General features: G+C 59.5%; 23 protein-coding genes. 8 read left to right on the plus strand and 15 right to left on the minus strand.

Features of this window, described 5'->3' with window-relative positions:
* From BM074_RS19180 to BM074_RS19200, 5 genes are all read left to right on the plus strand, one after another.
* Entirely contained in the window at nucleotides 1–1,719 is a 1,719-nt protein-coding gene (locus tag BM074_RS19180; RefSeq protein WP_051615237.1) for an ABC transporter permease, read from the plus strand.
* 147 nt (nucleotides 1,720–1,866) lie between these two features.
* Complete coding sequence (locus BM074_RS19185) at nucleotides 1,867–2,565, plus strand: FCD domain-containing protein (RefSeq protein ID WP_091951425.1); 699 nt, start codon at nucleotides 1,867–1,869, stop codon at nucleotides 2,563–2,565.
* Between the two features lie 177 nt (nucleotides 2,566–2,742).
* Nucleotides 2,743–4,158 (plus strand): MmgE/PrpD family protein, encoded by a 1,416-nt coding sequence (locus BM074_RS19190; RefSeq protein WP_174208399.1) that lies wholly within the window; start codon nucleotides 2,743–2,745, stop codon nucleotides 4,156–4,158.
* A 13-nt stretch (nucleotides 4,159–4,171) separates the two neighbouring features.
* Complete coding sequence (locus tag BM074_RS19195) at nucleotides 4,172–5,272, plus strand: AbrB family transcriptional regulator (RefSeq protein WP_091924225.1); 1,101 nt, start codon at nucleotides 4,172–4,174, stop codon at nucleotides 5,270–5,272.
* 13 nt (nucleotides 5,273–5,285) lie between these two features.
* Nucleotides 5,286–6,356 carry an isocitrate/isopropylmalate dehydrogenase family protein gene (locus BM074_RS19200; protein ID WP_027232715.1) on the plus strand — a complete coding sequence of 357 codons (1,071 nt, stop codon included), beginning with the start codon at nucleotides 5,286–5,288 and terminating at the stop codon, nucleotides 6,354–6,356.
* 51 nt (nucleotides 6,357–6,407) lie between these two features.
* Here the strand turns inward: BM074_RS19200 and BM074_RS19205 are convergent, their stop codons facing one another.
* Nucleotides 6,408–7,361, minus strand: a complete 954-nt coding sequence (locus BM074_RS19205; RefSeq protein WP_244532969.1) for an alpha/beta fold hydrolase — start codon at nucleotides 7,359–7,361, stop codon at nucleotides 6,408–6,410.
* A 153-nt stretch (nucleotides 7,362–7,514) separates the two neighbouring features.
* Between BM074_RS19205 and BM074_RS19210 the strand changes: the two genes are divergently transcribed.
* Genes BM074_RS19210 through BM074_RS19220 form a run of 3 tightly spaced genes read left to right on the plus strand, consistent with a single transcriptional unit; the run spans nucleotide 7,515 to nucleotide 10,714 of the window.
* Nucleotides 7,515–8,591, plus strand: coding sequence for a tartrate dehydrogenase (locus BM074_RS19210; protein ID WP_091924231.1), 1,077 nt, complete (start codon nucleotides 7,515–7,517; stop codon nucleotides 8,589–8,591).
* 12 nt (nucleotides 8,592–8,603) lie between these two features.
* Nucleotides 8,604–9,704, plus strand: a complete 1,101-nt coding sequence (locus BM074_RS19215) for a tartrate dehydrogenase (protein WP_091924234.1) — start codon at nucleotides 8,604–8,606, stop codon at nucleotides 9,702–9,704.
* Nucleotides 9,701–10,714, plus strand: coding sequence for a PdxA family dehydrogenase (locus BM074_RS19220; RefSeq protein WP_091924236.1), 1,014 nt, complete (start codon nucleotides 9,701–9,703; stop codon nucleotides 10,712–10,714). The genes BM074_RS19215 and BM074_RS19220 overlap by 4 nt, the downstream gene beginning before the upstream one ends.
* 3 nt (nucleotides 10,715–10,717) lie before the next feature.
* Here the strand turns inward: BM074_RS19220 and BM074_RS19225 are convergent, their stop codons facing one another.
* The 14 genes from BM074_RS19225 to BM074_RS19290 all read right to left on the minus strand — a co-directional run bounded on the left by BM074_RS19225 (nucleotide 10,718) and on the right by BM074_RS19290 (nucleotide 23,947).
* The gene (locus tag BM074_RS19225) at nucleotides 10,718–11,254 is read right to left on the minus strand and encodes a chromate transporter (protein WP_091924451.1); all 537 of its coding nucleotides are present in this window, start codon (nucleotides 11,252–11,254) and stop codon (nucleotides 10,718–10,720) included.
* 2 nt (nucleotides 11,255–11,256) lie between these two features.
* Nucleotides 11,257–11,811, minus strand: coding sequence for a chromate transporter (locus BM074_RS19230; RefSeq protein WP_175499074.1), 555 nt, complete (start codon nucleotides 11,809–11,811; stop codon nucleotides 11,257–11,259).
* Between the two features lie 89 nt (nucleotides 11,812–11,900).
* Nucleotides 11,901–12,674, minus strand: coding sequence for an SDR family NAD(P)-dependent oxidoreductase (gene fabG / locus BM074_RS19235; protein WP_051615197.1), 774 nt, complete (start codon nucleotides 12,672–12,674; stop codon nucleotides 11,901–11,903).
* Entirely contained in the window at nucleotides 12,671–14,041 is a 1,371-nt protein-coding gene (locus tag BM074_RS19240) for an MmgE/PrpD family protein (RefSeq protein WP_091924241.1), read from the minus strand. Before BM074_RS19240 ends, fabG begins: the two co-directional genes overlap by 4 nt.
* A complete protein-coding gene (locus BM074_RS19245) occupies nucleotides 14,038–15,534 on the minus strand; it encodes a tripartite tricarboxylate transporter permease (protein ID WP_091924243.1) in 1,497 nt (498 codons plus the stop codon). Before BM074_RS19245 ends, BM074_RS19240 begins: the two co-directional genes overlap by 4 nt.
* Nucleotides 15,534–16,010, minus strand: a complete 477-nt coding sequence (locus BM074_RS19250; RefSeq protein ID WP_091924246.1) for a tripartite tricarboxylate transporter TctB family protein — start codon at nucleotides 16,008–16,010, stop codon at nucleotides 15,534–15,536. Before BM074_RS19250 ends, BM074_RS19245 begins: the two co-directional genes overlap by 1 nt.
* A gap of 62 nt (nucleotides 16,011–16,072) precedes the next feature.
* Nucleotides 16,073–17,041: a tripartite tricarboxylate transporter substrate binding protein gene (locus tag BM074_RS19255; RefSeq protein ID WP_027232704.1), complete on the minus strand. Its 969-nt coding sequence runs from the start codon at nucleotides 17,039–17,041 to the stop codon at nucleotides 16,073–16,075.
* A 53-nt stretch (nucleotides 17,042–17,094) separates the two neighbouring features.
* On the minus strand, nucleotides 17,095–18,510 hold the full coding sequence (locus BM074_RS19260; RefSeq protein WP_091924251.1) for an MmgE/PrpD family protein: 1,416 nt from the start codon (nucleotides 18,508–18,510) through the stop codon (nucleotides 17,095–17,097).
* A gap of 14 nt (nucleotides 18,511–18,524) precedes the next feature.
* Complete coding sequence (locus BM074_RS19265) at nucleotides 18,525–19,196, minus strand: FCD domain-containing protein (RefSeq protein ID WP_091924253.1); 672 nt, start codon at nucleotides 19,194–19,196, stop codon at nucleotides 18,525–18,527.
* Between the two features lie 257 nt (nucleotides 19,197–19,453).
* Nucleotides 19,454–20,332 (minus strand): SMP-30/gluconolactonase/LRE family protein, encoded by an 879-nt coding sequence (locus tag BM074_RS19270; protein WP_091924256.1) that lies wholly within the window; start codon nucleotides 20,330–20,332, stop codon nucleotides 19,454–19,456.
* 9 nt (nucleotides 20,333–20,341) lie between these two features.
* Nucleotides 20,342–21,214 (minus strand): SMP-30/gluconolactonase/LRE family protein, encoded by an 873-nt coding sequence (locus BM074_RS19275; protein ID WP_244532971.1) that lies wholly within the window; start codon nucleotides 21,212–21,214, stop codon nucleotides 20,342–20,344.
* 9 nt (nucleotides 21,215–21,223) lie between these two features.
* On the minus strand, nucleotides 21,224–22,186 hold the full coding sequence (locus tag BM074_RS19280; RefSeq protein ID WP_036814903.1) for a 3,5-dioxohexanoate:acetyl-CoA acetone transferase: 963 nt from the start codon (nucleotides 22,184–22,186) through the stop codon (nucleotides 21,224–21,226).
* The gene (locus tag BM074_RS19285) at nucleotides 22,183–23,133 is read right to left on the minus strand and encodes a 3-hydroxyacyl-CoA dehydrogenase (RefSeq protein ID WP_091924259.1); all 951 of its coding nucleotides are present in this window, start codon (nucleotides 23,131–23,133) and stop codon (nucleotides 22,183–22,185) included. The genes BM074_RS19280 and BM074_RS19285 overlap by 4 nt, the downstream gene beginning before the upstream one ends.
* Before the next feature lie 7 nt (nucleotides 23,134–23,140).
* Entirely contained in the window at nucleotides 23,141–23,947 is an 807-nt protein-coding gene (locus BM074_RS19290; protein ID WP_091924456.1) for an SDR family oxidoreductase, read from the minus strand.
* Nucleotides 23,948–23,954: the final 7 nt, after the last annotated feature.

Raw genomic sequence — 23,954 nt, forward strand, 5'->3', positions numbered from 1 at the left:
ATGACCAGTATCGCTCAGGTTCAGGGTCGGCGCAGCGGCATCGACCTTTCATGGCCAACTTTCGCTCTGTTATCCCTCATCCTGAGCGTTCTGGTACTCCTGCCACTGTTCTGGCTCGCCTTCTATAGTTTTCGTAGTGATACGGGTGGAGGGGCGACGCTCGATAATTTTATTGCACTCGTTGCCGATCCGACCTTGCTGCGGGCATATGGACTGGCGATTGCCATGGCGCTCGGCGTGGGACTGCTGTCCTGCGTCGTTGCCACGCCAATGGCCTGGCTGGTGGCCAGAACGGACCTGCCCGGCCGGCGCATCATCCGCATGCTGGTGACTGCATCGTTCGTTACACCGCCCTTTCTCGGCGCCATCGCCTATGAGATTCTTGCCGCGCCCAATAGCGGGCTTGTGAACATCATCTACCGCAGTGTGTTCCGCCTCGATTCATCCCAGTATCTGGTGAACATCTACACGTTCGGCGGCCTGATCTTCGCCATTGCATGTTTCACGTTTCCATACGTCTTTACCCTAGTTGCCAACGCGCTCGACAAGGTCCCGTCGGATCTCGAGGATGCGTCCTCGATCCTTGGCGGCAAATCCATGACCACATTGCGCAAGGTGACGATTCCCCTGGTATTGCCGGCAATGCTCGCGGGGACATTGATCGCCATCCTGCAAGCGCTGACCATGTTCGGGTCGCCGGCCATCCTGGCGCTTCCCGCAGGATTTCACGTGATCACCACCAAGATCTGGAGTCTGTTTCAGTTTCCGCCCCGTCTCGGTCTCGCAGCTGCGGCGGCGCTGCCGCTACTGATCATCACCATCATCCTTTTGCGCGCGCAGAAGTCGATTCTCGGCCGGAAGGGATACACCGTTCTCGGCGGTAAGAGCGGAACTCCGCGGGTAACGGAACTCGGGCGCTGGAAATGGGCCGCCATCCTCTTCGTGTTCTCGATCCTCAGCCTGACGATCCTCCTGCCGTACCTTGCCATCCTCAAGACGGCCTTTACGGGCACGGTGGGCGACCCGATCAATCTTTCAACGCTGACCCTTAGTCACTGGAGATTCGTGCTGTTCGAGTTTTCGGCGACGCAGCTTGCTCTGCGCAACACGTTCCTTCTTGGCTTCCTAACGGCGACGGCAGTGACCGCTATTGCTCTGATCGTGTCGTACCTCGTTACGCGCCGTTCAGTGCCGGGTTCCCGCTTCCTGGGTGTCCTTGCGACGGCGCCGGTGGCGATCCCGGGGATCGTGCTGGGCGTCGGCCTGTTCCTTAGCTATGCCAACCCGACATTCCAGCTTTATGGGACCATCTGGATCCTGTTGATCGCCTTCATGACCATCGAATTGCCCGCAGGATACCAGCAGATGTCATCTGCCTTTTCGGGAGTTCACCCGGAGCTCGAGGAAGCGGGGCGCATCATGGGCGCTTCACGGTTGCGCACCCTGTGGGACATCACGGCACCGTTGCTGCGTACGAGCGTGGTGGCTGCCTGGTGTTTCGTTTTCGTCGGCACCATTCGCGAACTCTCGGCAACGATTTTGCTGACCACTGCCAATACCAAGCTGGTTTCGGTCATCATCTACGATCTCAACGAGAGCGGTGATCTCGGAGCGATCTGCGTTCTCGGCATTATCCTGCTCGCCGCCTCCTTCGCCGTCGTTTTCGTGGCCAACCGGGTGCCGGTGCTCGGGGGATCGCAAATGAATGCGCGGGGTTAAGGCGTATCGTGTGCTAAAATCGCGGTGGACCCCGCCATCGAGCAGGGTCGCCAACCTAAGCATTTGCTGCTAAACGAAAGCTTGGGAGCAAAACTCGAAAGGACTGAGTTTGGACCCGTTTCATAGACCCGTCACGATGGCTTGCTCATGACCGACACAACGAACGCACCACAGAATTTGTCCGCGATCGATTTTCTCCGCACCCGCTCGCTTGCAAATGTGGTCCAGGCCGAGATCGAGCGTATGATCATCGACGGCGAACTCAAGCCCAACGAACGGGTCAACGAAAATGGCCTCTCCCAACGCCTGGGCGTAAGCCGGGGGCCAATCCGCGAAGCTTGCAGCGCGCTCGCGGCGATGGGACTCATCGAAATCATCCCCAATCGGGGGTTCTTCATTCGCGCGCTGACCAATGACGAAGCGCAGGACCTTTCGGAGGCGCGCGCCGGGGTTTTCGGATGCATGGCGATGATCCTTGCCGAGCGCATAACCGACGCCCAGATCGGGATTCTGAGAGCGCTCCTTGCCCGGATGGACGAGATTGTCAAACTTGGCGACGTTCACGTCTACTATCCGGTCAACCTCGAATTTCACAAGCAGATCACCCACATGGCCGGCAATAACCGGCTGGAGCTTATTTATCAGAGCTTTGTGCGCGAATTGCACATTCAGCGGTACCGTGCGCTATCGAGCCACGATGTGCTGCATATTTCAAACGAGGAGCATCGCGCCATTGTCGATGCGCTCGAAGCACGCGACCCGATACGCAGCCTGATTGCGGCGCGTACGCATATTCTGAACGGCATCGTCCGCACCCGCCGCGCCGGCCAGCCGACAGGGACCTAAGGACCGCGTTTCTCAAAAATCCCTTCCCAGACCGCACGTTTGGTCAAGTGAACGCTTGCTTAGCTTTTGTCCGATTTCTCAAGCTTCCTGCCAACATAAAACTGTTGACAATTAACAATCTCACCAGCATGGTCAAAACTCGAATTGCCGCAAGGCAGCGCCAAAAGAGGATTGAGCATGAACCAGAATAATCAGGCAGATGCCGAACTGACGAAGTACGTTGCCAATTTTGTTGTCGAGACGAAGTTTGACGACCTTTCGAGCGAAGTTATCGAGCTCGGCAAGAAATCGATACTTGATGGTTTCGGCCTGGCCCTCTCCGGTTCAGTCGCGAGGAGCGGCGAATTGGTTCGCCAGCACCTGGATGACCTTGGCCTCGCCGATGGCGCGGCAACGGTGATCGGTGGCGGCCGGAAGGTCGCACCTCGCTTTGCGGCCTTCGCCAATGGCGTCGGCATCCATGCCGACGACTATGACGACACGCAACTCGCCGTGGCTAAGGATCGTGTCTACGGTCTGTTGACGCATCCCACCGCACCGGCATTGCCGGCGGCACTCGCGGTAGCCGAACTCGTCAATGGCACGGGCAAGGATTTGATGCTCGCCTATCACCTCGGCGTGGAAGTCGAATGCAAGATCGCAGAGGCAATTGCTCCCCGGCACTATCAGACGGGGTTTCACGCCACTGCGACCTGCGGAACCTTTGCGGCGGCGGCGGCAAGCGCGCGGCTTATGGGCTTCGACGTGCCGACCACGCAACGCGCCCTGTCGATCGCGGGGAGCCAGTCCGCCGGACTGCGCGAGAATTTCGGAACCATGACCAAGCCCTTCCACGCGGGCCGTTCCTCCGAAAGCGGCGTCGCGGCGGCGCAGTTTGCGTCCTATGGCTGGACGGCCGCTGCGCGTATTCTCGAGGCGCCCCGGGGGTTCTTCTCAGCTGCCGGCGGCGGATACGACCAGAATGCGATCCTTAACAAGCTCGGTGCCCCGTGGACATTCGCGAGCCCCGGCATCTCTATCAAGCCGCACCCTTCAGGCTCGCTCACCCATCCCGGAATGACCGAGATGCTACGGCTGATCAAGGAGCATGACATCCGGGCCGAAGATGTGGAACGCGTTCGTATCGGCACGAATTCCAACATGCCGAACGCCCTTATCCACCACAGGCCGAAGGATGAATTGCAGGCAAAATTCTCGATGGAATTCTGCATGGCAATCCTCTTGCTCGACGGTCGTGCGGGTCTTAACGAGTTCACAGATGCAGCCGTCGAACGCGACGACGTCAAGGCAATGATCGAGAAGGTCGACTTCGTCATCGATGACGAAGCCGAGGCAGCGGGCTACCATCTGATGACGACATTGATCGACATCCATCTCAAGGACGGACGCAAAATTTCCGGACGCGCGGATTTCGGCAAGGGCAGCCCTGCTTTCCCCATGAGCTACGATGAAGTCGCCTATAAATTCCGCGAGAATGCCGAATTTGCCGGCATGGCACGGGCAAGGGCAGACGAGATCGTTGAACTGGTCCGCGGCCTGGAACGGCTGGCGTCATTGGACGATCTGACATCGCGCCTGATTTCGGTCGGCTGACAAACGGCCCGGAATGCCCGATTCAGGAACCCTTTGGCGTGGGCAAGGTCCAAAACTCTTCGACCGCGCTCCCGCCCGGGTCGCTCTGGCGCTGCTTATCGGCGTATTGGGGGCAATCGCTGCCAAGATGGTTGCGATGCCCCTGCCCTATCTTCTCGGTCCGCTGCTGACGTGCGCTGGCGCGTCCATACTCAGCGCGCCGATCTCGCCCGTACCCTATGGCCGCGAACTTGGACAGGTTGCTGTGGGACTTGCCATCGGCTTGCGGTTCATCCCTACGGTCGTCATCGCCATCATCGCCATGCTGCCATTCATGCTGGCGGCAACGATCCTGATGATCATCGCGACCATGATTGCCGCGTTCATGATCAGCAAACTCGCCGCGCTCGACCTTAGAACCTCGTTCTTTGCCACCGCGGCTGCGGGGTTGGCCGAGATGGCCGTGGTTGCCCATCAGAAGGGCGCCGACAGCGACACGGTGGCGGTCGTCCACCTTATTCGCGTGACATCGATCGTAACGATCGTGCCGTTCCTCGTCACCATCTTCGGGGAAGATGGCGGCATCACCACGGTGCCAATACCTTTCCGGGCCGAGGCAATGCCACTTGTTGCGCTCTACATCCTGGCGGCCGTTGCGGGGTATTTGGCGAGCCCGTGGAAGATCCCCAACAGCTGGCTGCTGGTTCCTGCGCTCGTCGGCGGACTCGTGGCGGGCTTCGGGTTCGGCCCCTTTGCCGTCCCTTCGACTGTCCTGGTGATCGCGCAAGTCGTCATCGGAATCTGGCTGGGCTGCCGCTTTCGCCGTTCCTTGCTTGGGCGCTTGTCCAGGGTGACGTTCTCTGCATTTGCAACTACGGCATTTCTGCTTGCGGTCGCCATGGGCCTGGCCTGGCTGCTTTCGGCGGCAACGGGCCTTTCCTTTGTCACCAGTCTCCTCGCTGTTGCCCCCGCGGGCGTAACCGAAATGGTGCTGACGGCAACGGCAATGCACCTCGACACGACAACCGTGACAGCATTCCAGATCACACGAATAGCGGTCGTCATGACCACGATCCTCATCAGCTTTCGAATATTTGAACACCTTGCGCGTCGCTTCGGCGCCGCATCTGAATGAAAGGACTGCACAGATGACTGCCCATCTCGTAATCGGGATACTGAACGGCGATGATATTGGCCATGAAATCGTCCCGGCAGCGGTCGAAGTCACCCGCGCCGCCGCGGCGAGGACCGGCCTCGAGATCGACTGGCGTCCGATGCCAATCGGACGCAGCGCGCTGGATACGCACGGCTCGACCTTTCCCGAAGGCACCATGGAGACCCTCGCCAAGATGGACGGCTTCATTCTGGGTCCGATCGGACACCAGGCCTATCCGAAGGTTCCGGGGGCGATCAATCCGCATCCGATCATGCGCAAGGGGTTCAATCTGTTTGCCAATGTCCGGCCTACAAAATCCTTTCCAGGGCTGGGCGCCATTCACGAGGGCATCGACCTTGTAATCGTGCGGGAAAACAATGAAGGTTTCCAGCCGGACCGCAATGTGGTGGCAGGTTCCGGCGAATTCCGGCCGACCGAAGATGTCACCATCTCGGTCCGGGTCATCACGCGTGTCGGTTCAGCACGGGTGGCCCGCGCGGCATTGGAGATTGCGCAGCAGCGCAAGAAGCGCCTGACGCTCGTTCACAAGAACACCGTGTTCAAACTTGGCTGCGGTATGTTCGTCGAGGAATGCCATCGGGTGGCCAAGGAATTTCCGGACGTCACAGTCGACGAGGTCATCGTCGACACGATGGCAATGCGTCTTATTCGCGATCCGCAAAGCTTTGATGTAATCGTCACGACAAACATGTTCGGTGACATCCTGACGGATGAAGCGGCCGGTCTCGTCGGCGGTCTCGGCATGGCGCCCGGCCTTTGCATTGGCGAAGGCAATCTGGCCATGGCGCAGGCCACTCACGGGTCAGCGCCCGACATTGCCGGAAAGGGTATTGCCAATCCCTTTGCGATGATCGAATCCGCCCGCATGATGATCGAATGGCTCGGGCACAATCGCGGGATAGCGAAGGCTGTCGAGGCGGCATCGATCATGGAGCGGGCAATCGCCGTTGCGTTGGCCGATCCCGCCACCCGCACGCGCGATATCCGGGGAACTGCCGATACCGCCGGCATGACTCGAGGCATACTGGCGGCAATCGGTTAAGGGCCGCCCGCCCTCACCGCTCACGTAAGGTGGGCGGGAGGGCGGCGATGCTCAGGCGGCAAAAGGCAGCGGCTCTTCCCCGATAAAGAATTTGCCGAACGCATCATAGACAATGTCCGGCCGTTGCTCGGCGGGATAATGCCCGGTCGGGATTGCCCAGCCGCGCAAATCAGGAGCCCATGGTTTCCAGGCTTCAAGCGGTTTAAAGTGTCGCCCGCAATGGCTGTTTGAGCCCCACAGCACCAGGACAGGACAATCGATCGTCTTCTTGCCGAAATCGGCGGTATCCATTGCAAGGTCAACGCTGACCGTGGCCCGGTAATCCTCACATACAGCATGTATCTGTTCAGGCGTGGTGCAGCGCTTGTACTCGGCCATTGCTTCGGGGGAGAATATTTCGAGGCCCACACCCTTCTTGTTGAGTTTGTAATCGATATAATAAGCGAGATCGGCCGTGAGCAGCTTTTCGGGAAATGGCGCCTTCTGCGCCATGAAAAACCAATGATAGGCCTCGATACCCCACCCCAGCGTCACATTTGTCAGCGCATGATGGGTTGGCACGATATCGAGAGCCGCCAGGCGCTCGATACGATCGGGATAGTCCAAGCCCATTCGAAAAGCGACACGCGCTCCGCGGTCGTGACCGGCCACCTGAAACCTGTCGAACCCCAGCTTCGACATGATTTCCGCATTATCCTCGCCCATTGCCCTGAACGAATAGCCGGAGTGGTCCTCACCCCCATCCGGTTTCGAGCTGTCGCCGTAGCCGCGCAGGTCGGGAGCCACAACGGTAAACCGCCTGGCAAGTGCCGGTGCTATCCTGTGCCAGCTCACATGTGTCAGCGGATTGCCGTGCAGGAGCAGTAGCGGCGGACCCTCACCGCCAATCGCGACGTTGATTTCGGCGCCGGCCGTTGGGATGCGCTCATAGCGAAAGCCGTGCATGAGCTTTCCCTTTTCTTCAGCGAATGGCGGCATTGCGGATATCGGTTCGATCGGCGCCATAATATGTCTCCTTGCTTTGGTCCAGACGAGCATATGCTTTCAGGTACAGGAACTCATGCCCTTTTTGGTAAATTGTCAACAGTTTGTAATTGACAATCTTGCGAATATTCGGCATCGGAGTATCTTGGGAGCGCAGCAGCGGGAGTTATTTTCATGAGGACACATCAGATAGCGGCCATTCCTGGGGACGGAATTGGCAAGGAAGTGGTCGCCGCCGGCCTGCGCGTTCTCGATGCAAGTGCCCGCCGCGACGGCAACTTTCAGGCTGCGATCACAGAGTTTCCGTGGGGATCGGACTTCTACAAACAACATGGTCATCTCATGCCTGATGACGGCATCGAGCACCTGAAGAGATTCGACGCTATTTATTTCGGGGCTGTCGGTGCCCCCGACGTGCCGGATCACCTGACCCTATGGGGTCTGCGTCTCGCCATATGCCAGCCGTTCGACCAATATGCCAACGTCCGCCCGACGAGGATCCTGCCGGGCATCGAAAGTCCGCTGCGTGGCGTAACAGCCAAGGACCTCGACTGGGTCATCGTCCGTGAAAACTCGGAAGGCGAATATGCCGGCCAGGGCGGTCGCTCGCATCGGGGGCTGCCGGAAGAAATCGCTACGGAAGTCTCGATCTTCACCCGCGTCGGCGTTACCCGCATCATGCGCTTTGCTTTCGAACTCGCGCAGTCGCGGCCGCGAAAGCTGCTCACCGTCGTCACCAAATCCAATGCACAGCGACACGGCATGGTATTGTGGGATGAAATCGCCAAGGACGTTGCAGCTGAATTTCCCGACGTGACCTGGGACAAGATGCTCGTCGATGCAATGACGGTGCGCATGACGCTCAATCCTGCCTCTCTCGATACGATCGTCGCGACCAATCTTCATGCCGATATTCTTTCCGATCTCGCCGCAGCCCTTGCCGGATCGATCGGCATTGCACCCACAGCAAACCTTAATCCGGAACGGCAATACCCCTCGATGTTCGAGCCGATCCATGGTTCGGCGTTCGATATCACCGGCAAGGGGATCGCCAATCCGGTTGGAACCTTCTGGTCAGCCGTGATGATGCTCGAACACCTTGGCGAAACGGCAGCAGCTGCACGCCTGATGCGCGCAATCGAACGCGTGACCGCCGACCCGTCATTGCACACACCGGACCTGCGCGGCAGCGCGACCACGGACATGGTCACCGAAGCGGTCTGCGCTGCCATCCTTGGCGACAACGAATAAGGACGCATTCTCATGACTGCAAACAGCTTCAGGATTGCCGTTATTGCCGGCGACGGCATCGGCAAGGAAGTCATGCCGGAGGGACTACGTGTCCTTAAGGCGGTCGCTGAAAGGTTCGACCTCGATCTCAGATTTGACAGCTTCGACTTCGCCTCGTGCGACTATTACGCCGAGCATGGCCGCATGATGCCGGAGAACTGGAAGGAACTGATTGGCGGGCACGATGCCATTTACTTCGGTGCTGTTGGCTGGCCGGAGATGGTTCCCGATCATATCTCTCTATGGGGCTCGCTTTTGCAGTTTCGACGGGAGTTCGACCAGTATGTGAATTTGCGGCCCGTCCGCCTGATGCCGGGCGTGCCGTCGCCGCTGGCGGGACGCGAGCCCGGCGATATCGACTTCTTCGTGGTTCGCGAGAACACCGAGGGCGAGTACTCCTCCATCGGCGGCAAGATGTATCCGGGAACCGAGCGCGAGATCGTCGTGCAGGAAACTGTGATGAGCCGGGTCGGCATCGACCGCATTCTCCGCTTTGCCTTTGAGCTTGCCCAAAGCCGCACCAAGAAGCATCTGACGTCCGCTACAAAATCCAATGGCATTTCGATCACCATGCCCTACTGGGATGAGCGCGTCGAAGAGATGGCCAAGCGCTATGGGGATGTGCGCTGGGACAAGTATCACATCGATATCCTTTGCGCGCATTTCGTGCTCAATCCGGATCGCTTCGATGTGGTTGTGGCCTCCAATCTCTTCGGTGACATTCTCTCAGATCTCGGCCCTGCCTGTACGGGTACGATTGGAATTGCGCCGTCGGGCAACATCAATCCGGAACGCCTGTTCCCCTCGCTCTTCGAACCTGTCCATGGCTCGGCACCGGATATCGCCGGCAAGGGCATCGCCAATCCGATCGGCCAGATATGGGCGGGTGCCATGATGCTCGATCATCTGGGTCATCCACAGGCGGCAGCGGCAATCGTGTCGGCAATAGAAAGCATCCTGATGGATCCGGCGCTGCGTACGGGAGATCTGGGCGGACGAGCCGACACCATCACCTGCGGTCGTGCGATCGCCGAGGCCATCCGGCTGCCCGAAGAACAGATGAGGAAACCATGAACAGCGAACGCCCCGTTATCGCGCTCACCGCCGGCGATTGTACCGGCATCGGACCCGAGCAGACCGCTCGCATCCTGCATGACCAGCGCATGGCCGATGTGGCCCGCATCGTTGTCGTGGGCGACGCTCGCACCCTCGATCTCGGAAAACGCCAGGCCGGCGTATCGTTTGCATATCGAAGCTACCAGTCTCCGGCTTCCGTCGACTGGTCCGATAGCGCCGTGCCGCTGATCGACCTCGGCAACACCGATCCCTCGCTCTATGAGCCGGGCGTAGCAAGCGCCGAATCCGGCCGATTGGCCGGAGACACGCTGGCGCGTGCGATCGACTTCGCCCTGGCAGGCGAGGTCGATGCGGTAACCTTTGCTCCCCTGAACAAGCGGGCCATGTACGATGGCGGCTGGAAATTCCCTGACGAACACAAGATGTTCGCCCATCTCCTAGGTCATCACAGCTATTTCAGCGAGATGAACGTGCTCGACGGTCAATGGATGTCGCGCGTTACCTCGCACGTCTCGTTGCGCCAGGCCGTCGACCAGATCACGCGACCGGCCATCGAGGAGGCGATCGTCCTTGCCACGACCATGATGCGCAAGGCCGGTATAGCAAAACCCCGCCTTGCCGTCGCAGCGCTCAATCCGCATGCCGGAGAGAACGGTCTTTTCGGTACGGACGAGATCGAAATTATCCGTCCAGCCGTAGATGCCATGGCCGCCAAGGGTATTGACTGCAAAGGGCCGTTTCCATCCGATACGGTCTATCTGAAGGCCTTTGCCGGGGAATTTGATGGGGTTCTCGCCATGTATCACGATCAGGGGCAGATCGCGACGAAGATGCGAGGCTTCAACCGGGGCGTAACGGTAACGGCGGGGCTCGATACGGTGTTTACGACGCCTGCGCACGGCACGGCATTCGATATCGTCGGCAAGGGAATTGCCGATACCGGCGCTTTTGAAAACGCGATCAAGCTCGCAAGCCAATTGGTGCGCTTCAAGCAGCTTGATTCCTAAGGTTCAAAAGCCGGTTGCGGCGAGCGCAGCGACCAAGCCGCCGAGAACCAGCACGCCGAGCACCGGAAATCTCGGCATCCACAGGAAGATGGCGGCGGCGAGGCCAATGATGGCAATGGCCGATGGTCCGCCGTGCGACAGCCGGAACAGCGATATGATTCCGGCGATGATCAGTCCAATGCCCACAGGAGCCAGTCCTTCGCGCATGGCACGGTGCCAGCGTTTCTGGCGGTGGTTGTTGGTCAATTTGAACACCGCATAGCACAGCATCGAAGACGGCACGAACAGCGCGAGCGTCGCTATTGCCGCGCCCAGCCAACCCGCCACCCGCCAGCCGATGACGGTTGCCAGCATCATACCCGGACCCGGTGCCGCACGCGACACGGCAAAAAGATCGAGGAACTCCCGGGAACTCACCCAACCATGAACGGTCACGGCTTCGTGCTGGATACCCGCCACGATGGCGCTGCCGCCCCCGATTGAAGTCAGGGAAAACGGGATGAACACGAGGGCTATGGCAATGAGTGTGTCGAACCGCACGATCACGCCCTGCGCCAAGACAGAGCGACGCTGATTGGCGCCAGCACAAGCACCACCGGTATCAGCGGCATCTCAAGCACTCCAACGAGGAATGCGGTGACAACAACGATTGCGACCGAGGGAGGAAAGCGCATTGCCCGCCGAAGGCCATGGATGCACATGACGACCAGCAAACCCATCGCCGCAAAGGCCACGCCGTCGGAGATGGCGGGAAGCAATGCAAAGCCTGCCAAAGCATCGAACACCTGACAAAGCGCAATGACGGCGAAGAACGGGCCAACGAGGAAGCCAACGACGCAACTAAGCGCTCCGATGGGGCCCCGAAGTTGTTCGCCCATGCAAATGACCAAATTGACCACATTCGCGCCAGGCAACATCTGTGAGATAGCAAGACTGCTGGCGAAGTCATCTTCATCGATCCAGCGATGTTGGAGCACGAACCCCTGATACAGCCAGCCGGTCAGGCCGCCGCCAAAGCTCAATATGCCTATCTTGAAGCAGAGCAGGAAAAGCGAGCGCAGGCGCGGCGGCGGCAAGGAATGGGAAAGATCTGACACGGGCAATGCCGTCCTTTCACTGAGACCCTCAGGAGGGTGGACCGCCCATGGATCAAGCCTGTATTCAAATCCAACACACCACTGGCGGATCAGGGTAAGAAAGCGCCGCCATTGACGTGCAGCGTCTGGCCGGTGACAAAGCGGGCCGGCTCGCTCGCGAGATACATGACCGCAGCTGCAACTTCCTCAGGCGTTCCGCGCCTTCCCACCAGCGTGCGCGTGGTGTTGTGGTGCGCCGGCTCACCGCCAGACGATGCGTGCACGCGGTTCGTATCGATCATCCCGGGAGAAACCAGATTGACCGTTACTCCACGCGGTCCAAGTTCATGGGCCAGTGCCTTGGTGAAGCCGTCGAGCCCGGCCTTGGCCGATATGACATGGGCGCGGTGCACCGCGCCGGTGTAGGCCGTCAATCCGCCAATGTTTATGATGGTACCCCTTCCGCCGGAGAGTAAATGAGGGATCGCAGCGCGGCTCATGAGGAACGCGCCATCGAGCGTCACGCTCATTACTTCCCGCCAATCCTCGAACGACAAGGCTTCAATGGGGGCTTCACGCCGTATGGCGGCATTGTTGACGAGGATGTCGAGGCGCCCGAGCTGTTCGGCCGCAAGCCCGACGAGGCGGTCGGCATCGGCTTCATTCGCCACATCGCCAAGAAGGACGACGGCGCGGCTGCCCCGTTGCTCAACCTCACGTGCGACAGTCTCCGCCGCTGCCTGATCCGATCTGGCCACAATGGCGATCCCGGCGCCGGCGTCAGCCAGGGCAAGGGCGATCGCCCGACCGATATTGCGCGAGGCACCGGTTACCAGCGCCACCTGTCCGTCGAGTTCCCGCCGCGTTGTTTGATCCGCGTTCATGCGCGTGCTCCCGCCAGATCGATAGGACCGCCAGCCGCGATTTGTTCGAGGGATGCGCGCAGCGCCGCAATGCTGCGCTCCCGCAGGCCGCCAAAGCGCAAATTCGCTTCGAACTTGCTCTCCATCTCGGCGTCAGGCAAGGGTTCGCGCGCTCCGCCGCGCATATAGGGCTGGTGGAATTCATGAACCGTGCCGTCTTTCAAAACCGCCTTGAGGTTGCCGGTAAAATTCGACGGATAGGGATCGGCCGGATTGATTTCATACGAGATCTTGGCTGCCAGCGCTCGGATCGCGGCATTGCGCACCCGCTCATCGGTAAACTGCCCGAGCCCGGCCTCCCCATCCAGGAATCCGACTGCCATGCAATAGGGTGTCGAAAACTTGCCGGCATAACCATTCGGCGGCCTTTGTTTTTCGGCCAATGGCTCCCATAGACGATGAACTGTGCCCTCCCCTACCTTGCAGACGATGGATGCAATGTCCTCGGCGCCGATACCGAGCGCCGCCAGCTTCTTGGCGCAGTCGATGAAGGGTTGGGTCATGGTTCCGCAGGCGTATGGTTTGAACGCCAGCGTCTCGACGATCCACTGCTTGCCCAGCCCCTCGAGCAACGGCATGAAATCCGGTGCCTTGGACGGAGCAAAGGCCCTGTACAATCCATGTGAGCCTTCGAAAACGCTTATGGGACCTGTGAAGCCGGCATCTGCGAGCAGGGCGGCTCGCACGCCGGCTTGCGCAGCAGCGCCCGCATGCAGACGCTTGGTCGAGCTGCCATCCGCAAGATACTCGATGATGCCGGAAGCAAGGCTGCCCGAAATTCCGAGGGCCCTGCCAATCACGTCGGGCCCTAGCCCCAGCGCTGCACCGACAGCCGCCGCCGCTGCCGGCGCGCCGAATATGGCAGTCGGATGAAAGCCCGCCTTGTGCGTTGCCTGCGGTGCTACCAGGCTCATCCGGCACATGAGTTCGGCGCCCACCGCGATGCCGCGCATGGCGGCGCGCCCGTCAAGTCCGCGCCTTTCGGCGATCGCAAGGACCGCGGAGACAACCACGGCGCCGGCATGAATGGGACCACCTTCGAAGGTGTCGTCGAAATCTTCGCCATGTGCGGCTGTGCCGTTGACGAGCGCGGCATCGTAGAGCCCAAGCTGGCGTTCCTGACCGAAAGCGGTGCAGCTTCCGGCATCCACGGCGCTGGCCAGTGCCGCTGCGACATAGTCGGTGCCGCGGGCAGCAACAGCCAGACCGACAATATCGAAGAGGAGCCGCCGGCTGACTGCGTCGACGGCGGCCGGCGGTGTGCATTCCGCGGCAAAACTCGCCAATCTTGCCGCGACGGGCAACACTGGGGGAACGGTCTGGTTCATGAACGGGCTTCCTCTATTCTGGTCTTGCGGGCGTCGCGCACCTCGCGGCTAAGCGAAAAAACGACGAATATGAGCGCGATGGAAAGCAGCGCCACGGCGATGGGGTCCTGAAGAAAGATCATGTGGTCACCACCCGAAAGCACCAGCGAGCGGCGATAACTCGATTCGACCATATGGCCGAGCACGACGCCAAGTATCATCGGCAGGACCGGGAATCCGGCGATACGCATAAGGAAGCCGACCAAGCCAAGCGCGAGCGCAATTCCAAGGTCGAACAGGCTGTTGTTCAGCGTGAAAATGCCCGACAGGATAAGCGCGAAGATGAAGCCAGCGCGGTAGGGGCGCGGACGATTGACCAGCCAAATGCAGGCCGGAAGGATGATGATACCGACACCGATTTGCGCAATGATCGCGATGAACGAACCGACATAAATACTGTCGATCACCTGGGCGCTCTGTTCGAACAGGCGCGGTCCAGGAATCAGGCCATGCATCAATAGGCCGCCAAGCAGGACCGCCGTCGAATTCGAACTCGGGATGCCGAAGCTGAGAAGCGGGATGAGCGCGGTGCTTGCCACCGTGTTGTTGGCCGCCTCCGGCGCAGCGACGCCCTCCTCGGATCCCTTGCCAAACAAATGCGGTGTCTTCGACCAGCGCTTGGCCTCGTTATAGGACATGAACGCTGCAATCGAACCGCCGCCGCCGGGGGTGAGCCCTTCGAACAGGCCAAGGACGCAGCCGATGAATTGCGAACGCTTGAGCCTGTTCATGACAGAAAGGCTTGGCAGCTTGATCTTGATTTTCTGATTGAGCTGCGCCGTGTTGGTCGATCCCGATTGGCTCATCAACTCCGTCAACGCAAAGAGGCCCACCATCACAAGGACGGGTTCGACCCCGCCCAGCAGGTCCGGGATGTCAAATGTAAAGCGCGTCACGCCCGATATCGGATCGGTGCCCACTGTTGCGATCATCAGGCCGACAGTTGCAGCCGCAAGACCCTTGATCAGCGAGCCTCCGCTCATCGAGGCAATCACGCTGAGGCCAAGGATACCGAGCCCGAAATAGGAGGCAGGCGTAAATGCCAGCGCCAGCCACGACAGTGGCTCCGTTAGCATTATCAGCATTGCGAGGCCGAACAGGCTGCCGATCACCCCTGACATAAGGGAAATGCCCAGCGCTTCGCCGGCTCGCCCCTGGCGATTGAGTTCGTAACCGTCGATCACAGTGGCTGCGGAAGAATTGGTGCCCGGCGTCCTAATTAAAATAGCCGGGATCGAGCCGCCATACTCGGCGCCGATATAGACGCAGGCGAGCAAGGCGATCGCCTGCGCAGGATCCATCGTATAGGTGAACGGCAGTACAAGGGCCATGGTGATGGAAGCCGAAATACCCGGCAGGGCGCCGCCGAGAATGCCCCAGGTGAGGCCGGCGATGGAAACGAAAATGAGCGGCGTTTCCGTCAAAAGCCTGATTATGTCTATAATCGTCGTCATCAAAATAACCCCTGTACCAGCGAACCTGCGGGCTGGTGGACCCCGAGCAGTTTGACGAAGACGGCCCAGTAGAAAATGCCGCCGCCAATGGCGGCAACCGGTACGACCCAGGTGCGCGGCGCGCCTTCATAAAGCGCGATGCCGCCGATGAGGAGTGCGGTACCGATGACGTAGCCGACGAAAGGCAAAAGGATCACGTAAGCGGCACCGAACAGCAGGAAGCCGACGGCACGCGGAAGACGCGCGTCTCCTTCATCGTCATCCGCACCCGCCGTCACCGGGCGCGCCTGGCTTGCGAGCAACGTCCGCCCGATAAGCAATATTCCGAGGATGGCAAGTACGATGGCAAGCACATGCGGCAGTCCGGCCGCGCCAACCTCATCCGACAAAGTGCTGTCGGCGATTTCACCTGCCCAGGCATAGTAGGTACCTGCGCCAGCAAGGAGAACGAGGCCGCTGATAAGGTCTTTTCTCATGGATCAACCCTTAACGATGATCGACGAGGGGCCAGCCTTTTCGCCAGCCCCCGCGATCAATCTCACTTGATGGCGCCCGTCGATTTCAGAAATTCCTCGGTCGACGTGGCAAAATTGTTGATGAATGCCGGATAGTCCTTCTCTCCGATCAACTGGGGAACGAGCACTTCGGCCGTATAGGCTTTCTTGTATTCCGGATCGGCCAGCAGGTTCTTTATCGCCTCGTCCCAGACCGCCTTGGTGGCATCCGGAACGCCCTTTGGGCCAGCGAGGCCACGGAATTTCACCAGGCTGACGTCGTAGCCCAATTCCTTTACGGTAGGCACATCGGGCTTTTCGGTGATGCGTTCAGGATTGAATGTAGCGAGCAGCGTAATCTTGCCGGCATCGAGCTGCGATCGAAGCTCCTGGATCTCGCCAATGCCGATGTCGAGCGTGCCATTGAGAACATTGAGCATCATGTCGCCGCCGCCCTCATGGGTGACGATTGCCGGTGTCACGCCCGCGGCGCGCTTCAGCTGCTCGGCCGCCTGCCGTTCCAGGGATGCGGGATTGGCTGCGCCCCAGCGGCCGCGTTCTTTCTTGGCATGTTCGATCACGTCCTTCAGCGACTTGTAGGGCCCATCCGTGCGCGTATAGATCACTTCGCTGTCGGCGAAGATGTTAACCAGCGGATCCATGTCCTTGTAGGTGCTCTGCGGCTTGCTCATCAAGGATGTATAGATGTAAGTCGGCGTCGTCGCGTAGAAGACGCTCCCGTCGGCTGGCCCGCTCGCAACCCGAGCCATGGCCTTGGCGCCGCTGCCACCCTGGACATTTTCCACGATGAAGGTGGCGTCGATGTACTTGCCGAGATATTTGGTCATTTCGCGCAGGAACACGTCGCTGCCACCGCCGGGACTTGAGTGCGTCACCAGCGTCACCACCTTGTTCGGGTATGGCAGTGGTTCAGCTTGGGCATTTGCGCCGGAAACAATCGCTAGCGTGGCAAGGCCAAGCACTGCCTGGCCGATAGACTTGATGAATGTCATTTCTCTCTCCCATTTAGCTGCCGTTTCTCCAGAACGGCTTCCTCAAACTCAGTTCACGGGGCTTTTTCTTCCCCGCTGATCAATTCCATGCAGCGACCGACGTCGGCGCCGGCATCGATATTTCGCACGAGCGCCAGCAATTCTTCCTGCGCTTCACGATCAATGACGCCCTCGGCACACATGCGGAACTTGTCGTCCAGACCGGCATCGCTGATCGGGTTGGACGGGCCGCCCCGATAGCGCTCGTCCGCCTCCTGCACCAATGTCCGGCCGTCCTTCGTAACCACTTCGATGCGCGACCGTATGCGGTCGTACCCTGCCGCGTCGATAGCCGGATCGTTTATCACGTCGGTTCGTGCCTGAAGATCCTGCATCGCCTCGCCGGCAACAAAGCTGTCCTCGAATTCATGATGGCTTGCCCGCCGGCACAGGATGATCATGGCGAGCAATGCGGGCATGGAGAACTTCGCCTGAAGATGGTTCTGCGCAATCGGATAGCGGATCGGTTCGATGATATTTTTGCCGGCAAAGAACCTGATGCGCTCTACTTCTTCAGGCTTGAGGTCATGGTCGATCACCAGCTTCAACATCGCATCCATTGATTGATGCGTGAGAATGCCCGACGGGTACGGCTTTATGCTGACGCCGGGCTCGATAATCGTCAAGGGCGCGGCAAATCCCGCTGCTGCCTTGTCCAGATCGAGGCCCTCCCCCATCACCGAGAAGAAACCCCACTGTCCGTCGAGAACTGAAGGGTCCGCCTCGAAGCCGCGTGCGGCTAGAAGAGCGGCAGTTACGCCATTCTCGCAGGCTCGGCCGACATGGAGCGGCTTCGTCATGGTGCCGAAATTGGCGCGTATGCCAGCTGCAAAACTTGCGGCCAATCCGAGCGCATGTGCGAGCGCGTCGCCCTTCAATCCGAGGAGTTTCGCGGCAGCCGCCGTCGCCCCGAACGTGCCGACGGTACCGCTCGTGTGGTGACCGCGTCGATAGTGGCGTGGTTTCATCCATTCCGCGATCTTGCATTCGACTTCGAAACCCACCTGGAACGCAAGCATCAATTCACGCCCGTCCACGATCCCTTCGCGGCTTGCGATGATGAGCGCGGCGGTGAGGGGTGGAACAGACGGATGCGTAAGCAGGCCGTAGACATGGGCCGGATCGTGCGAAACCTGCGTATCATCCCAATCGTGGGCGTGTCCGGCAGTGCCCCAAACGCGGGCGGCCAAGGGCGCCGGAACCTTCTTCGTCCCGGCACCCGGCAGGGGCGCGTCCTCGCGCCCGGCCTGATCCAATGCATCGCCAATAAGGATTTCAACCGAAGCTTCGCGGCTGCCGGCCAGATACAGGCCCGCCGTATCGACCATGCAACGCCGGCCAATAATGAGCGCCTCTTCCGGCAAATCCGCATAGGTCGTGCGTTCTATGAAACGTATGGCCTGGGCCGTAATGTCGAGTGAGGGAGTCACACATATCTCCAGTGCTATGCAAGAGGGTTTGTCGCCGCCATGAGCCGGCCCTTCGCCGTCTCGACGTGGTTGGCGTGAGCTTTGAAGGCCTGCACCGGGTCGCGAGCGGCGATGGCATCGACCATCATGTGATGTTCCAGGTTGGAAGCGTGGATCGCGTCGCCGTGCATCAGGCTGTGGGCCCGGTGGAGCCTGAGCTGCTTGACCAGCGTCAGATACTGCTGAGCCAGAACTTCGTTTCCTGATCGAACGACAATGAATTCATGCAAGGCGAAATTAAGCGAGATATAGCGGGCATGGTCATCCGCGCCGATGGCTTCGTCCATGTCCCCGACGAAGCGCCTCAGCCTTGCAATATCATCGTCGGTCGCGCGTTCTGCCAGAACCTTTCCGGCAAGACCGAAGAGCACCGTGCGCACGTCATAAACGTCGGATGCTTCCGCTGCGCTGAGTCGGCGGACGAAGAAGCCCCGGTTGGGGACCTGCTCGATGAGACCTGAAGACTCGAGCGATCGGAGTGCTTCGCGGACGGGTCCGCGGCTGATGCCGAACCGGAAAGCAATCTCCTTTTCATTCAAATGACCGCCAGGCGCTACCTCGCCGTCGAGAATGAATCGTTCGATCTCCTGTTCCAACAGTCCCGGAAGGGACGTGGACCTGAGAATTTCGAAGGCTGTCTGATTCATCCGCCTATTCCTGTTTCAACAGGAGATAGATTGCAGATTGCTTATTGTCAACAATTTATTGCAAACCGCTGCTCATCTTCACGGATAGCGCAACGTGAAACGTTGACCCAGCCGGATGCTGGGTCTGATCTCGTCTGCGGACCTGAATCCATACGCCGCGCTGTTTCACGGTTAGCGACCGTTGATCCTCACAATCGCATCGGTGTCGTAGAACGCCTGTCGCAGCGGGAACCTAGAGGAACCGGAGAGCGCTTTTATTACCCGGCAAAGCGCATCTCAGGAACGCCCCTGATGCCAAGTCCAGTGATTGCAAACAGGCTACCACGTAGAACCCCATCGCCCGGAAAGCGCGGTAGCGGCGGCTTTGCCATGGAGGTTACATAAAGAATGTCGAGGTTCGGGCCGCCGAACATGACACTGGTCACTTTTTTCACCGGCATATCAATGACCCGGTCCACCGATCCGTCCGGCCTGTAGCGGATCACCTTCCCGTCATAGACTTGAGCGTTCCACAAGCATCCCTCGGCGTCCACCGTGGAACCGTCGGCAGCACCACCCGTCGATGTGTCGAGTTTCACGAACGTACGGCGATTGGATACACTCCCTTTGGCCTGGTCGTAATCATAGGCCCAGATCTCGCCCGACCAGGAATCCGCAAAATAGAATGTACTTCCGTCCGGGCTCCAGCACGGACCGTTCGAAACAATGATGCCCTCATCGAGGGTATGAACGCTCAAATCGGGATCGACCCGGTAAAGCGTGCCATTGGGACCGCTCTCCATCGTGTCCATCGAGCCCGCAACGAAACGGCCCTGCTTGTCCACTTTGCCGTCATTGATGCGATTTTCGTGCTTATCGGGTTCAGGATCGTGAATGAGGTCGACATCGCCTGTTTTGAAGTCGAGGAGATGAAAGCCCCGGGCGAGTGAGACGATTGCCCCGTTTCCATCCTTGCGCAGCGCCATGGAGCCGATTTTCATCGGCACATCCCAGGCGCGCAGTTCACGCCCGTCGGCGGTAGCCCGGAAAACGCGTCCGTCGAAACTGTCGATCCAGTAGAGTCGTTCCTGGTCCACGTCCCATAGCGGGCCCTCGCCGAGGGTTGTCTTGACGTCTACCACCACTTCTATTTTCATGTCGCTCCCCTATCCTTTGAAACGCGGTTCCGGCAACCCGCGGACACCCAGCCCATGAACCGCAAACATGCAGCCCGCTTCGCGCTCGCGATGGTATTGGTTGTTGAATGGCCGGGCCATCGACGTTACGAACGCAATGTCAAGTTCCGGTCCGCCGAACGTGATGCTTGTGGTCGATTGGACCGGAAGGCCAACGATGCGATCGATGACTCCATTCGGGTCGAAGCGGATCAGGCGCCCGGAATATACTTCGACACTCCACACATATCCTTCGGCATCCACCGTCGCGCCATCCGGATAGCCGCGCAGACCCTCGAAACTCGTGAAGATGCGGCGCGATCCTACAGTGCCGGTCGCCGTGTCGTAGGCATATGCATGGATCTTCCGTGTGCCGGTGTCGGCGAAATAGAGGGTTGCGCCGTCGGGACTGAAGCACGGGCCATTCGAACAGACGATGCCGGTATCGAGGATGTGAAGCGACAGGTCGGGGTCAAGGCGATAAAGCGTGCCGACCGGATCCCGTTCCTCGAAATCCATCGAGCCGGCTATGAAGCTGCCCTGGCGATCAACTTTCCCGTCATTCAGCCGCGGACGAAGTTCTCCCGGATGCGTTTCGTGGAGCAGTTCCACTGCTCCCGTTGCGAAGTCCAGCGTATAAAACCCGTTTCTCAGCGCAACGATCGCTCCGCCCCTGGAGCGCAAGGCCATCGACCCAATGGGCTCCGGCATTTTCCAGGTCTTGCGGTCCCCGCCATTTGCATCGCAGGAATAAACGGCCGGCGCGTATGAGTCGATCCAGTAAAGCCGTTGCTGTTCGACGTCCCATAGGGGACCCTCACCGAGCTCATTCCGGTCGCTGCTGAAAACTTCGATGCGCAACATGGCTCTCTCCTAGAACGCGACCTTGTCGCCTCCCTTGAGTTGAAGAATCTCGCGAGCCTCATCGGGCGTTGCCACCTCCATGCCGAGACCTTCGATGATCTTGCGCGCCAGCAACACCTGTTCGGCATTCGACTTGGCGAGTTTACCCTTCCCCGCCCACAGGCTGTCTTCAAGACCAACCCTGATATTGCCTCCGAGAGCCGCGGCCTGAGCGGCGATGCGCAACTGGCTCGAGCCCGCGCCGAGAACGGACCACCGGAAACTATCGCCGAAGAGCCGATCTGCCGTGCGTTTCATGTGGGCGACGTCTTCCGGATGCGTTCCGATTGCGCCGAGCAGCCCGAACACCGACTGCACGAAGAACGGTGCCTTCACGAGACCGCGATCCGCAAAATGCGCGAGGTTGTAGAGATGCGCAATGTCGTAGCATTCGAATTCAAAGCGCGTGCCATTGTCGTAGCAGGTTGCCAGAATGTACTCTATATCCTTGAAACTGTTGCGAAAAACGAGGTCACGCGTGGCTTCCAGATGCGGCTTTTCCCAGTCGAACTTGAATTCCTTGTATTTGTCGACAAGGTGATAAAGTCCGAAATTGATAGAACCCATGTTGAGCGAAGCCACCTCGGGCTTGAATGTCGCTGCCGGTTTGACCCGCTCCTCGACCTTCATATAGGGACTGCCACCCGTAGTGATGTTTATCGCGGCCTTCGTGTTCTGCTTGATCCGGGGCAGAAACCTGGCGAAAGCTTCAGGCGTTTGGTCCGGTTTGCCAGTTTCAGGGTCGCGCGCGTGCAGATGCAGGATCGCAGCTCCGGCATCTGCTGCCGCCAGCGCTTCCTTGGCGATTTCGTCGGGCGTGATCGGCAAATAAGGGGACATCGTCGGCGTGTGGATCGCACCCGTGATGGCGCAGGTGATGATGACCTTGCCCTTGATCGTTGATCCTCCGGTCACTCTCGCTGTCTCGCTCATCGTCCGAACTCCTGCGTTGATTTTTGCTTGTGTGCCGCGAGTGCCATCAGGCGGCGGTCACGCCAGACCTGGCGTTCCACCAGCTTTTCCTTGGGCAGCTTCTCGCGCCGGCCGGATTCGACGGTCTCCAGCACGTCGCCGGCCCAGTCGACGCGGCGCTGCATCTGCGGGAACAACCGCTCGTAGATAATCTGGTATCTTTCCACATAGTCGCGAACGCCGCCGGGAGCATTCAAGTCGATCGTCTCGAACGGCCCCATGAACGACCAGCGTAAGGCAAGACCGTCCCTGATGCCTATATCGACGTCCTCGACCGTGGCGTAGCCGTCAGCGACAAGCCGAAAAGCTTCCTCGAGCAATGCGCCCTGCATTCTGTTCATGATGAACCCATCCAGTTCGCGTTTCATCACAAGCGGTGCATGACCGGCAGCGACCAGGAATGCCCGCGTCCGCTCCACCACGTCTGGCGATGTCCATGGCGCAGGCACGACCTCCGCCGCTGGTATCAGGTAAGGCGGGTTGATCGGATGGACGACCAGGCAGCGGTGGCGGTTGGCCAGATGTTCGGTAAATTTCGACGGCAACAGGGCCGAAGTCGAACTGGCGATCACCGCAGAAGGACCAGCCGCTTCGTCGAGCTGGGAGAAAACCTTGATCTTGATCTTAAGGTCTTCGGGCGTGTTCTCCTGGATGTGGATCGCACCGTCCAGGGCCCTTGCCAAATCTGCTTCTGGGGTAATCCTTTCCAGCACCGCTTCCGGTGTATGCCCGTTCAGAAGATCATTTCGCTCAAGGTCGGTGAGGACCTCGGCAACATAATCTCGGGCCTTGGCAACGGCCTCGGACGACTGATCCCAAAGAGCGACCTCATAGCCTGCCCTGGCGAAGCTTATCGCCCAGGCCCTGCCGATAAAGCCGCTACCGATAATCGCTGTTTTCTCCGTCATTTTTCCCTCACAAGGTCTCGACATTGCCGTCGACGCCGAGCGACTGGCCAGAAATATTGACCCCGGCATTGGAAAGCAGAAATGCGACCATATTCGCCACGTCATAGGGACTGACCATCCGCCGAAGCGAGACGTTCTGCAGATAGCGTGCCGTCATCTCGTCGTGGGATATGCCCAACTGTTTCGCACGGTTGCTGATGACGTTTTCAATCCTTGGTCCCTCGACGATACCAGGCAGGATGGCGTTCACTCTGATCGCATGAGGTCCGAGTTCCTTGGCAAGGCTTTGGGTAAAACCGACGACGCCGAACTTGGCGGCCGAATAGGGCGAGCGGAACGCATAACCGTGCCTGCCTGCGGCTGACGACATGTTGACGATCGATCCGCCACCGGCGGCTTTTAGCAGGGGTGTTGCACGCCGGGCGCAGAGAAACTGTCCGGTCAGGCAGATGTCGATGCAGCGCCGCCAGTCTTCGGTGCTGATCTCGTCAACACCTCCGGTCGGTCCGGCAATTCCAGCATTGTTCACCAGTGCGTCGAGCCCGCCCAAAGACGCCGACACTTCATCGAACATGCGGTCGACATCTGCCTCGCTCGAAACGTCGGCAATGGTTGCCAGGGCCGGCTTCATCGAAGCGCTTGCTTCTTCAAGCAAAGCCTGTGAAATGTCGCAGATTGCCACGCGCGCGCCGAGAGCCGTTAGCGTTGAAGCAATAGCAAATCCGATGCCCGACCCCCCTGCGGTAACCAGTACGCGCTGGCCGCGCACGCCGCCCAAGAACTCTTCCGCCGATGCTGGAGCCACCCTGTTCATCATTCAT

Source organism: Phyllobacterium sp. CL33Tsu, from assembly GCF_900113985.1.
Lineage (GTDB): Bacteria > Pseudomonadota > Alphaproteobacteria > Rhizobiales > Rhizobiaceae > Phyllobacterium > Phyllobacterium pellucidum.

Excerpts from the sequence above, each read along its gene's own strand:
- BM074_RS19180 (WP_051615237.1), top strand. The coding sequence starts at position 1 with ATGACCAGTATCGCTCAGGTTCAGGGTCGGCGCAGCGGCATCGACCTT.
- BM074_RS19185 (WP_091951425.1), top strand. The coding sequence starts at position 1,867 with ATGACCGACACAACGAACGCACCACAGAATTTGTCCGCGATCGATTTT.
- BM074_RS19190 (WP_174208399.1), top strand. The coding sequence starts at position 2,743 with ATGAACCAGAATAATCAGGCAGATGCCGAACTGACGAAGTACGTTGCC.
- BM074_RS19195 (WP_091924225.1), top strand. The coding sequence starts at position 4,172 with ATGCCCGATTCAGGAACCCTTTGGCGTGGGCAAGGTCCAAAACTCTTC.
- BM074_RS19200 (WP_027232715.1), top strand. The coding sequence starts at position 5,286 with ATGACTGCCCATCTCGTAATCGGGATACTGAACGGCGATGATATTGGC.
- BM074_RS19205 (WP_244532969.1), bottom strand. The coding sequence starts at position 7,361 with ATGGCGCCGATCGAACCGATATCCGCAATGCCGCCATTCGCTGAAGAA.
- BM074_RS19210 (WP_091924231.1), top strand. The coding sequence starts at position 7,515 with ATGAGGACACATCAGATAGCGGCCATTCCTGGGGACGGAATTGGCAAG.
- BM074_RS19215 (WP_091924234.1), top strand. The coding sequence starts at position 8,604 with ATGACTGCAAACAGCTTCAGGATTGCCGTTATTGCCGGCGACGGCATC.
- BM074_RS19220 (WP_091924236.1), top strand. The coding sequence starts at position 9,701 with ATGAACAGCGAACGCCCCGTTATCGCGCTCACCGCCGGCGATTGTACC.
- fabG (WP_051615197.1), bottom strand. The coding sequence starts at position 12,674 with ATGAACGCGGATCAAACAACGCGGCGGGAACTCGACGGACAGGTGGCG.
- BM074_RS19240 (WP_091924241.1), bottom strand. The coding sequence starts at position 14,041 with ATGAACCAGACCGTTCCCCCAGTGTTGCCCGTCGCGGCAAGATTGGCG.
- BM074_RS19245 (WP_091924243.1), bottom strand. The coding sequence starts at position 15,534 with ATGACGACGATTATAGACATAATCAGGCTTTTGACGGAAACGCCGCTC.
- BM074_RS19250 (WP_091924246.1), bottom strand. The coding sequence starts at position 16,010 with ATGAGAAAAGACCTTATCAGCGGCCTCGTTCTCCTTGCTGGCGCAGGT.
- BM074_RS19255 (WP_027232704.1), bottom strand. The coding sequence starts at position 17,041 with ATGACATTCATCAAGTCTATCGGCCAGGCAGTGCTTGGCCTTGCCACG.
- BM074_RS19265 (WP_091924253.1), bottom strand. The coding sequence starts at position 19,196 with ATGAATCAGACAGCCTTCGAAATTCTCAGGTCCACGTCCCTTCCGGGA.
- BM074_RS19270 (WP_091924256.1), bottom strand. The coding sequence starts at position 20,332 with ATGAAAATAGAAGTGGTGGTAGACGTCAAGACAACCCTCGGCGAGGGC.
- BM074_RS19275 (WP_244532971.1), bottom strand. The coding sequence starts at position 21,214 with ATGTTGCGCATCGAAGTTTTCAGCAGCGACCGGAATGAGCTCGGTGAG.
- BM074_RS19280 (WP_036814903.1), bottom strand. The coding sequence starts at position 22,186 with ATGAGCGAGACAGCGAGAGTGACCGGAGGATCAACGATCAAGGGCAAG.
- BM074_RS19285 (WP_091924259.1), bottom strand. The coding sequence starts at position 23,133 with ATGACGGAGAAAACAGCGATTATCGGTAGCGGCTTTATCGGCAGGGCC.
- BM074_RS19290 (WP_091924456.1), bottom strand. The coding sequence starts at position 23,947 with ATGAACAGGGTGGCTCCAGCATCGGCGGAAGAGTTCTTGGGCGGCGTG.